This window comes from Pontibacter sp. HJ8 (assembly GCF_054824225.1).
In genome coordinates, this window is record NZ_JSYF01000345.1 from 1 (window position 1) to 9,964 (window position 9,964).

At 52.4% G+C, this 9,964-nt stretch carries 9 protein-coding genes; 5 read left to right on the forward strand and 4 right to left on the reverse strand.

Features of this window, described 5'->3' with window-relative positions; all coding sequences use genetic code 11:
* Together OB13_RS14910 and OB13_RS14915 are read right to left on the reverse strand one after the other, a co-directional pair.
* A partial coding sequence (locus tag OB13_RS14910; protein ID WP_461490968.1) for an RNA polymerase sigma factor occupies positions 1-592 on the reverse strand: 592 nt, incomplete at its 3' end.
* The gene (locus OB13_RS14915) at positions 583-1,686 is read right to left on the reverse strand and encodes a glycosyltransferase (RefSeq protein WP_461490969.1); all 1,104 of its coding nucleotides are present in this window, start codon (positions 1,684-1,686) and stop codon (positions 583-585) included. The genes OB13_RS14910 and OB13_RS14915, both read right to left, overlap by 10 nt.
* 276 nt (positions 1,687-1,962) lie before the next feature.
* Between OB13_RS14915 and tgt the strand changes: the two genes are divergently transcribed.
* The 3 genes from tgt (at position 1,963) to OB13_RS14930 (ending at position 5,195) form a co-directional block, all read left to right on the forward strand.
* Complete coding sequence (tgt, locus tag OB13_RS14920) at positions 1,963-3,093, forward strand: tRNA guanosine(34) transglycosylase Tgt (RefSeq protein WP_461490970.1); 1,131 nt, start codon at positions 1,963-1,965, stop codon at positions 3,091-3,093.
* 84 nt (positions 3,094-3,177) lie between these two features.
* On the forward strand, positions 3,178-4,254 hold the full coding sequence (locus tag OB13_RS14925) for an LptF/LptG family permease (protein ID WP_461490971.1): 1,077 nt from the start codon (positions 3,178-3,180) through the stop codon (positions 4,252-4,254).
* Positions 4,254-5,195, forward strand: coding sequence for a DMT family transporter (locus tag OB13_RS14930; protein ID WP_461490972.1), 942 nt, complete (start codon positions 4,254-4,256; stop codon positions 5,193-5,195). The genes OB13_RS14925 and OB13_RS14930 overlap by 1 nt, the downstream gene beginning before the upstream one ends.
* Here OB13_RS14930 and ispE read toward each other — a convergent pair.
* On the reverse strand, positions 5,151-5,960 hold the full coding sequence (gene ispE, locus OB13_RS14935; protein WP_461490973.1) for a 4-(cytidine 5'-diphospho)-2-C-methyl-D-erythritol kinase: 810 nt from the start codon (positions 5,958-5,960) through the stop codon (positions 5,151-5,153). The two genes, OB13_RS14930 and ispE, sit on opposite strands and share 45 nt — an antisense overlap.
* Positions 5,961-6,449: 489 nt before the next feature.
* Between ispE and OB13_RS14940 the strand changes: the two genes are divergently transcribed.
* Positions 6,450-7,586 carry a DegT/DnrJ/EryC1/StrS family aminotransferase gene (locus OB13_RS14940; RefSeq protein WP_461490974.1) on the forward strand — a complete coding sequence of 379 codons (1,137 nt, stop codon included), beginning with the start codon at positions 6,450-6,452 and terminating at the stop codon, positions 7,584-7,586.
* A gap of 13 nt (positions 7,587-7,599) precedes the next feature.
* Here the strand turns inward: OB13_RS14940 and OB13_RS14945 are convergent, their stop codons facing one another.
* Entirely contained in the window at positions 7,600-8,733 is a 1,134-nt protein-coding gene (locus tag OB13_RS14945; protein ID WP_461490975.1) for a trans-sulfuration enzyme family protein, read from the reverse strand.
* Positions 8,734-8,879: 146 nt separating this feature from the next.
* Here OB13_RS14945 and OB13_RS14950 point away from each other — a divergent pair, with 146 nt between their 5' ends.
* Entirely contained in the window at positions 8,880-9,941 is a 1,062-nt protein-coding gene (locus tag OB13_RS14950) for a 2Fe-2S iron-sulfur cluster-binding protein (protein WP_461490976.1), read from the forward strand.
* Positions 9,942-9,964 lie beyond the last annotated feature (23 nt).

Here is a 9,964-nt window from a genome sequence, read left to right on the forward strand (position 1 = left end):
TGTTCTTCACCATGTCATAGAGCAACTCACGGGCGCGGTGCAACTGGGCTTTCACAGTGCCGAGCGGTGCGTTGAGTTCAGTAGCGATCTCTTCGTACGATAGCTCGTTGAAGTAACGTAGGGTTACCAGGCGCTGGTATTTGTCCGGCAGCTTGGCCACCACGTACTGCATGATCTCAATCTTCTGGTTCTTGATCGCTTCCTCCTGCGGATTCAGGTTCTTATCCTTGAAGTCGATGGTGATCTCGTCGCCATTGTCAATCTTGATGGCCGAGTCGATGCTCATGGTCTTGATCCTGTTCTTACGGATAAAGTCGATGCAGTTGTTGGTCGCGATACGGAACAGCCAGGTACTGAAGGCATACTCCGGGTTGAACTTGTGCAGGTTGCGGAAAGCTTTGGCAAATGCCTCTATGGTCAGGTCCTCGGCATCATCTGCATTGCGCACCATTTTAAGGACCACGTGGTATACCGGCTTTTTATAGATACTCATCAGCTCAGCATACGCCTTCTCGTCGTTCTCTTCTACGGCCGCCTGTATCAACTTGAAATCGTGCTTCGCTTTTGCGGAGAATTGTTTGTTTACTTCCATCTGATTCGTTTGTTCATTACAACAGATACCCCTAGGAGCAGATAACTAAAAAAATAGGCAATGTCGAGCAGCGGCAAAAGCGGCAATGAAATTTCTTCATCTAATCTGCGTGCGGCGAGTACATAGGCCGGAAACACTGCCAGGTACCGAAGCCCTGTAAGCGCCGCCAATATAGCTAAATGGCTATTTAGAACAAGAAGTATAATACACAGGATGTAAAAAAGAATATTCGATGAAATAAAAGCTCCTATTCTTCCCTTGTCTGCCGCATTGTATTGCTTCCCGGCTGCCATATGCCTTCTCTTTTGCACCAGCCATTCCCGAAACGTCTTTTTAGGAATACTACTTGTTTGCCCCTCTTTACTGATAACAATGCTTGCTTTACTATTGTTGACAGCATCGCGAACAAAAAGATCATCGTCGCCGCCAGTAGTCTTGATATGAGATGCAAACCCCTTGTTCCTAAAGAAACAAGACTTAGTATAAGATAAGTTTCGACCTACGCCCATGTAAGCGTATCCCTTGTTTGCATGAGACAAATACTGAATTGCGGTGAGTAAGGTTTCATATCTGACCAGATGATTTAAAAAACCTTTTAACTTCTGATACGGCGAGTATCCTATAACTATATCAGCACCTGTGTTATAGCCGCTCTGCATTTTATCGATCCAGTGGTTGCTGCACGGACGGCAATCGGCATCCGTAAACAATAAGTGCTCGTACCGGGCGGCTCTTATACCCAGGGCAAGGGCATATTTTTTAGAGTTGAGGTATTCGGGCGTCTTTTTTACGGTGACTATCCTGAAATTTTCGAACTGACGCTCCAGTTCATACACATAAAACTCTGTATCGTCTTCCGAGCGGTCATTAACCAGAACGATCTCAAACGCGGGATATTGCTGATCGAGGAGCATGGGCAGCAGCTCCACCAGGTTTTCCAGTTCGTTGTGCGCCGCCACTATGACAGACACAGGCCGCTGTACGGCTATTTCAGGGTCCTGGTGCTTACTCAGGGGGATGAAGTAAAAAAAAGCATAATAAAGCTGCACCAGCACGCATAAAGCCAGCACTGCCAGGAGTATAGGTGTAATCAAATCGTGTTAATGGTTGATGGGTGAATGTTTAAGTTCCGGTTCGGGTCAGTAAACCAGACCAGCTACAGGGGTACTGCGCCATAAACAACCAAAAATAGGCATTATTAAAGCATTTGTAAACATAACCGCGATTTAATAATTGTTTATGATTTGTGGATTTGCACTTCGTATCTTTGCCGATTATTTACACACCCTTTTAGCAACTTGAAGCGGCCGGTAAGCCGCTGATCTGGTTGGCCTTATTCTTGTAGCAGCTAAGGCCGGCCCCCATACACTATGCAGTTTTCATTAGTAGCAAAAGATACACAGTCAAAGGCACGCGCCGGAGTGGTACAGACAGCCCACGGCGCCATTGAGACGCCTATTTTTATGCCCGTTGGCACAGCCGGCTCCGTGAAAGCCGTGCACCAGCGGGAGTTGAAAGACGACATCAGGGCGGAGATCATACTGGGCAACACCTACCACCTATACCTGCGCCCCGGCCTGAACGTGCTCGAGCAGGCCGGCGGTCTGCACAAATTCAACGGTTGGGACCGTCCCATTCTCACCGACAGCGGCGGCTACCAGGTGTTTTCCCTGGCCGGTACCCGCAAGATCAAGGAAGAAGGCGTGAAGTTCAAGTCCCACATCGACGGCTCAGCCCTGGACTTTACCCCGGAGAATGTGATGGACACGCAACGAACCATCGGGGCGGATATCATCATGGCCTTCGATGAATGCACTCCTTACCCTTGCGACTATACCTACGCTAAGAACTCGATGGAGCGAACACACCGCTGGCTGCAGCGCTGCGTGGACCGATTCGACAGCACAGAGCCCAAGTATGGCTACGACCAGACCCTCTTCCCGATCGTGCAGGGCAGCACCTACAAGGACCTGCGTGTGCAGTCGGCCGAAACCATCGCCGGCTTTGGCCGCGAAGGCAATGCCATTGGCGGCCTGTCTGTGGGGGAGCCGGCCGAGATGATGTATGAGATGACGGAGATTGTGTGCGACATCCTTCCGGCTGACAAGCCCCGCTACCTGATGGGGGTGGGCACACCGGCCAACATCCTGGAGAACATCGCCCTGGGTGTGGATATGTTTGACTGCGTGCTGCCGACCCGCAATGCCCGGAACGGCATGCTTTTTACGACGCAAGGCATCATCAACATTAAGAATAAGAAGTGGGCCGATGACTTTAGCCCGATAGACGCGGAACTGGGTGGCTACGTGAGCACGTTCTACAGCAAAGCCTACCTGCGCCACCTGATACACAGCACCGAATACCTGGCCGGCCAGATATCGAGTGTGCACAACCTGACGTTCTACCTGTGGCTCGTCAAGCAGGCGCGCCAGCATATCCTGAACGGAACTTTCCGCGACTGGAAAGACCTGATGGTAAAGAAACTAATGACACGACTATAGAATTAAGAGTTTAGAATTAAGAATTAATAATGAGAACCCTCTTAACAATTCCTAATTCCTAATTCGTAATTCCTAATTCAGAACATGAAGCTCCTCGACAAATACATACTGAAGAAGTTCCTGACCACTTATGTGTTCACGGTACTGATACTGGTGTCCGTGATTCTGGTGATTGACTTCACGGAGAAGAATGACGACTTTATCAAGCACGACGTAGCTATTTCAGAGATTCTCTTCGACTATTACCTCAACCTGATCCCCTACTACGCCAACATGCTGAGCCCGATCACGGTGTTCATTGCCACCGTGTTCGTTACAGCAAAAATGGCCTCTCATACCGAGATCGTAGCTATACTCAGCGGAGGCGTGAGCTTCAGGCGCTTTCTGGTGCCTTACGTGATGGGAGCCTCCATTATCGCGGCTGTGATCTTTGCTTTGCTGGGCTGGGTCATTCCGAATGCCAACAAGAAGAGTGTGGCGTTCCAGGTGAAGTACGTCAAAAGCCCCTTCACGTATGACAGCCGCAACATCCACATGAAGATAGCCCCGGATACCTACATCTACATGGAGAGCTATAACAATACGGCGCAGGTGGGCTATAATTTTGCCATCGAACAGATAAAAGGCACGAAGCTGAGCCAGAAGCTGACAGCCAGCAGTGTGACCTGGAACCCGGATCTGGAGAAGTGGCATGTGGACCGCCATACCATCCGCACTTTTGATGGCGATAAAGAAACGATCTACCACGGAGGCGCGCTGGATACGACCCTCAACCTGCTCCCCAAGGACTTTGAAAGCACCTATAAGCTGGAGCAGACGCTGACCCTACCCGAACTGAACAGCTACATCAATGAGAAATTAGATCGTGGCGCAGATAACATCGAAATTTTCCTGATTGAGAAATACGAGCGCTACAGCTATCCTTTTGCTATTATTATTTTGACGGTGATCGGCGTCATTGTGAGTGCCCGGAAGGCCCGCGGAGGCGTTGGGGTCCAGATCGCACTGGGCTTCTTCCTGGCGTTTGTGTTCATCATTTTTGTGATCACGAGCCGTAGCCTGGCACAGGTAGGCGACCTGGAGCCACAAATTGCCGCCTGGGTGCCCAGTATTGTCTTCACAGGTATAGGCTTGCTCCTTTACCGTTACATACCACGCTAATGCCGCGTCTTAAAGATTTCATCGAGCTCCACTTCATCATTTTTCTGTGGGGCTTTACTGCTATACTGGGCAAACTGATCACGATTCCGGCAGTAGAGCTGGTGTTTCTGCGCACGCTGATTGCAGCACTGGCGCTGGCAGCCATCATCTACCGACGTGGTACGCCTTTCCGGCTGGGCCGAGCCAATGTGCTCAAGATCATGGGAGTAGGCCTGATGATATCGGCACACTGGATCCTTTTCTTTACCTCCGCCCGCATATCGTCGGTTTCGCTCTGCCTGGTAGGTATGGCTACCTGCAGCCTCTGGACTGCGATACTGGAGCCCGCCTTTACAAGCAAAAAAATCAAACCGCTTGAGATCGTCCTGGCCCTGATCATCCTGACGGGACTCTACATCATTTTCCAGGCGGAAACGGAGTTCAACAACATCCTGGGTATAGGTATGGCAGTAGGTTCAGCGCTGCTGGGTGCGATCTTTACCATCATCAATGCCAGTCTGGCCAAAAAGCACCCTTCTACCACCATCACGGCCTATGAAATGTTTGGTGCCTGCATCGGCACGGCGCTGTTTTTCCCGCTCTACGCTGACCTGTTTGCGGAAGGGGGCACGCTGAGCTTTGCGATGAATGGCATGGATTGGGTATACCTGCTGGTGCTGGCTTTGGTGTGTACCGTATACGCCTATACCGCCTCTGTCCGGTTGATGCAGAAGATATCGGCCTATACCATGAACCTGACCGTGAACATGGAGCCGGTGTATGGTATTCTGCTGGCCTGGCTCATCTTCAACGAAAACGAGCAGATGACTACCAATTTTTACATTGGAGCTTCCGTGATCCTGTTGAGTGTGTTCCTATACCCTGTACTGGACAGCTATACCGAGCGCCGCAAAAAATTAAAGCAAGCCTTTCCAGACAAGGTAGTGATCGGGAAAGAGTAAGTCGGCGGGCGCATCTCCTTTAAACAACCCATAGACCGCAGAGCCCGAGCCCGTCATGGAAGCATAGGCGGCTCCGGCGCCATATAGCTGCTCCATGATGGCCGGCAGTTCCGGGTAGTTGGGGAAAAGCGATGCTTCAAAGTCGTTTTTCAGCACTTCCTTCCACTGGCTTATATCCTGCTTCAGGCACGCTTCGATGCTGCTCTCCGGCTTACGAGGGACTATGTTGGCATACGCTTCGGCCGTTGTGATGTGGATACCGGGGTATACCACTACGCAGCTATAGCCGCTCAGGTCGAGTTCGGCAGGCGTAAATACATCCCCTTTCTCTACTGCCACAACCGGTTTGTTCCGGATAAAGAATGCGCAGTCGCTTCCCAGCCGGCGGGCGTAGTTTTCCAGTACATCCGGATTTAATTTCAACTCAAATAAAGTATTCAGCTGCTTCAGCACAAAAGCGGCATCGGAAGAACCACCACCTAACCCGGCTCCCATCGGGATCACCTTGTGCAGGTGCATGTGTACGGGCGGTAACTGATGATCCTGCTGCAGCAGGCGGTAAGCCTTCAGGCAGAGGTTCGTATCCGGGTTGCCGGGAACGGGCAGTCCGCTCATGGTGAACTTTTCCTCCTCCGCCGGCAGAATTTCTAAAGCATCGCACCACTGCACCGGATAAAAACACGACTCCAGGTTATGGAATCCGTCCGGGCGCTTTTCGGTGACCCGTAAGCCCAGGTTTATTTTTGCGTTAGGAAAGTCGAGCATAGGTATAGGTTTGGTGCTGCAAGGTAATAAAAACCAATCTGAATCATCTGCCAGCTCCTGCAGTTGCCGGGTTAAACCCGTTGTAAGCTTTCATTGCCTCCTGCTGTATCGTCCAACAAAGGCAGGAATACGCGCTGCGCTAAAACAGGTTGGCATAGCAACCGGCAGGTGGTCAGGCCTTAGGTAGCGCAGGTGTTCAGAATCTCAAATTACTTCCTAAAGTTACCGGCAATAGCTACAACCAATCACAGGCCGAATAAGTATGTATAGGTATATTTTAATGGTAAAGCCTGATGCCGTGACAGAACCTGAAGCTTCTCTGGCGGCCTGTACAAAATACAACATCCGGTAAAAGCGTTCTGATACAGAGGCAAGTTCCAGGCTGCTTACTACCACAGGGGCAGCTGCTAAAACACAGGCGCTGACACATTACAAAATCAATTCTTAAAACAGCACGGCTAGGTATGCCTGCGCAAATCACGGTGACGCATGAATTATAGGCCCGGGAGAATTTTCATGTCTGCTCCGCACATGGGAGGTCATGAAAAAAACTATGTACAGAAAGCGCTGGAGGATAATTGGGTGGCGACCGTCGGGCCCAACCTGCCCGGGTTTGAGCATGACATCTGCCAGCATACCAATGCGCGCCATGCTGTCGCCCTGAACTCAGGTACAGCCGCTATTCACATGGCGTTGCGCCTGCTAAACATACAGCCAGGCGATGAAGTGCTGTGTTCTACCTTCACAACGGTAGCGACAGCCAACCCGATCCTGTATATGGGGGCAACACCCGTGTTTGTGGACAGCGAACGCGAAACGTGGAACATGTGCCCCGCCACCCTGGAGCAGGCAATTGACGCCAGGCTGCAGGCAGGCAAAAAACCCGCCTGTATACTGGTGGTACACCTGTACGGCATGCCTGCCAATATGAAAGAGCTGCTGCGAGTAGCGGAGAAATACGCCATACCTGTTGTGGAAGATGCCGCACACGCACTTGGGTCACGCTACGGCGGGCATCAGGTGGGTACCTTCGGTAAGATGGGCACCTTTTCGTTCAGCGGCAACAAGATCATCACCACTTCCGGGGGCGGTGCTCTCATCACAGAAGACGCGCAAATGGCGGAGCGTGCGCTTTTCCTGGCAGACCAGGCCAAAGATCCTGCCCCGTATTACCAGCATTCGCAGATGGGCTACAACTACCGCCTGAGCAACATCAGCGCAGGTATAGGGCGTGGTCAGATCGAGGTGCTGGAAACGCGCCTCAAACAGCGCCGGGAAGTTTTCGGATTCTACAAAAGTCAACTACAGGACCTGGGACCCGAGTTTGTGACAGAGCCCAAGAACAGCTACTCCAACCGCTGGCTCACCCCCGTGCTGCTCGACCCGGAATCAGGCAAAACGCCCGAGGAAATCAGGCAAACGCTGGAAGAACATAACATTGAAAGCAGCCTGCTCTGGAAGCCGCTGCACCTGCAGCCCCTGTTTGCGGGCAGCCTGTATTTTGGCGACGGTCTCAGCGAAAGGCTTTTCTCCCGCGGCCTGTGTCTCCCTTCGGGCAGTAACCTCAGCGAAGAGGACCTGGATAAAGTAGTGCAGGTACTGAAGCGGGAATTGGTGCAGGCCTAAGGTATAGGTATAGCTATACCTTGTCGAGCGCCTGACCCAGGTCTGCCAGCAACTCTTCCATTTCTTCTATACCTACCGACAAGCGGATTACGCCCAACGTGATACCCAGTTTCTGTTGCTGCTCCGGGCTCAGGCTGCGGTGCGAGGTGCGCAGCGGGTGCGAAACAGACGTACTCACGCCTGCCAGGGATGGGGCAAACGGAATGTGCTGCAGCGCCTGCATGAAAGCATTCACTGTTTCGGGTTCATCGTCCTTCAGCCTGAACGAAAGCATACCTCCAAACATACCATTGCCCTGCTCCTTTGCAACCTGGTGCTGCGGGTGCTGCTCCAGCCCCGGGTACCATACCTGGCTCACCTTCGGGTGCTGCTCCAGAAATCCGGCTATGGCCAGGGCGTTGTTGCAGTGCTGCCGCATGCGCAGCTTCAGTGTTTTGAGGCCACGGGCAGCCAGCCAGCTCTCAAAAGGACTCAGGTTCAGGCCATATACGCGCATGATCTGCTTACTCCTGTCGCTGGTTTCTGTGGTGCCGGCTACGACTACCCCGGCTGTCACATCACTGTGGCCCGAGAGGTACTTGGTCACACTGTGGATCACCATATCTGCACCTAAGGCTAGAGGTTTGGTCACTACTGGCGATGCAAAGGTATTGTCAATGACCAGCTTTATACCTGCCCGCTTTGTTTCGGCTGCCAGTCGCTGCAGGTCCAGCACCTGCAGCAGCGGGTTGCTCATGGTCTCTGCCAATAGTAGCTTTGTGTTATCTCTTACATGATTGCCCAAGGTATACAGTTCATCGCTCGGCACGTATGTCACTTCAATCCCCATGCGGGTCAATTCCTGCGAGAGCAGGGCTGCCGAGCCGCCGTAAATTTCCTCTGCGCACAGCACGTGGTCGCCCGACTGGCAGTAGGTCAGCACCGCCGTCAGTATAGCCGACATACCTGATGAGGTGACCACCGCACCAGCCCCACCTTCCAACTTGTTTACCTCTTCGGCCAGCTCATCGGAGTTAGGATTGCCGTAGCGGGTGTACATGTACTGTTGCCCCGGCTGCTCGAAGTACAGCTCCAGGTCGTTGAGGTCTTCAAAAGTAAAAACCGAGGTTTGGTAAATAGGCGTGGTTTTAGGGGTTATCTTCGGCATAATCGAGGTCTGGTCTAGGACTTAAATATAAGCAGGTTTTGGGAATGAGCTGGTACGGATAGCTTATTTTTACAGCATACCGGAATCTCTTACGGCTATACCTGGCGTATAGAAAGAGATTCGGGGCAAGAAAATAAAATCCTATTATGACAAAACTGCCATCAGAAGCAACAGCTGATTACCATACCCTTACTATCAGCCATATCCGGGAAGAAGTACCGGGCGTAAAGATCTTCACCTTATCGGGAGGTGAAGCATTGACCTATAGGGCGGGCCAGTACCTGACGCTGGTCCACCATGGCCTGCATGGAGAAGTGCGCCGGTCGTATTCCATCACCTCCTCTCCCGTACTCAATGAGCCGCTCACGATTGGCGTGAAACGCATCGAGAACGGTTTGTTCTCCCGCCTGCTGGTGGACAACGCACGGGTGGGCGACACGGTCACGGCCACAGGAACGGCCGGACTGTTTACCTTGCCCGAAGACACCTCTGACTACAAACAGTTCTTTTTTCTGGCAGCCGGAAGCGGCATTACGCCCATCTACTCCTTACTCAAAACGCTCCTTCACACTCACCCGGACTGGAATGCGGTACTGCTCTACAGCAACAGTTTCCCCGAAAAGGCCATGTTTCGGGAGCCATTGCAGCAACTTGCCCGGGATTTCCCAGACCGGCTGCACATCGAGTTCCTGTACAGCAACTCCCCCGACCTGAGCCGGGCGCGCCTGCACAAGGACCTGCTCCACAGCTTCCTGAAGACGCTATCACGGGCGCCTCATCCACAGCAGCTGTTCTACCTCTGCGGACCCGACAACTACATGCGCCTCATGTCCTTTGCGCTTCGGCAAATGGGTATACCGGAAGGCAACATCCGGAAAGAGATTTTCAACACCGATATCCGGAAGCCAGCCAAACTTGTTCCGCCTGATACAACCGCCCGCACGGTGACGCTACACCTGAAAGGCATGCAGTATACTCTTCGCTCCAGATACCCGCTCACCATCCTGCAGAGCGCACGGCAGGCAGGTATAGCCCTCCCCTACAGCTGCGAGACAGGCAAGTGTGGCAGCTGTATTGCCCGGGTGCTGCAGGGACAGGTATGGATGTCGTACAACGAGGTGCTGACGGACAAGGACATTGCAAAAGGCCTCACCCTGACCTGTGTTGGCTTCCCGGTAGGCGGCGATGTGGACTTGGAGGTACTATAGCAGGTATACCTACTACTGCTCCG

What these genes read in the sequence shown, in the direction of transcription:
- tgt (WP_461490970.1), top strand. Translation starts at nt 1,963, where the DNA reads ATGCAGTTTTCATTAGTAGCAAAAGATACACAGTCAAAGGCACGCGCC.
- OB13_RS14925 (WP_461490971.1), top strand. Translation starts at nt 3,178, where the DNA reads ATGAAGCTCCTCGACAAATACATACTGAAGAAGTTCCTGACCACTTAT.
- OB13_RS14930 (WP_461490972.1), top strand. Translation starts at nt 4,254, where the DNA reads ATGCCGCGTCTTAAAGATTTCATCGAGCTCCACTTCATCATTTTTCTG.
- ispE (WP_461490973.1), bottom strand. Translation starts at nt 5,960, where the DNA reads ATGCTCGACTTTCCTAACGCAAAAATAAACCTGGGCTTACGGGTCACC.
- OB13_RS14940 (WP_461490974.1), top strand. Translation starts at nt 6,450, where the DNA reads ATGAATTATAGGCCCGGGAGAATTTTCATGTCTGCTCCGCACATGGGA.
- OB13_RS14945 (WP_461490975.1), bottom strand. Translation starts at nt 8,733, where the DNA reads ATGCCGAAGATAACCCCTAAAACCACGCCTATTTACCAAACCTCGGTT.
- OB13_RS14950 (WP_461490976.1), top strand. Translation starts at nt 8,880, where the DNA reads ATGACAAAACTGCCATCAGAAGCAACAGCTGATTACCATACCCTTACT.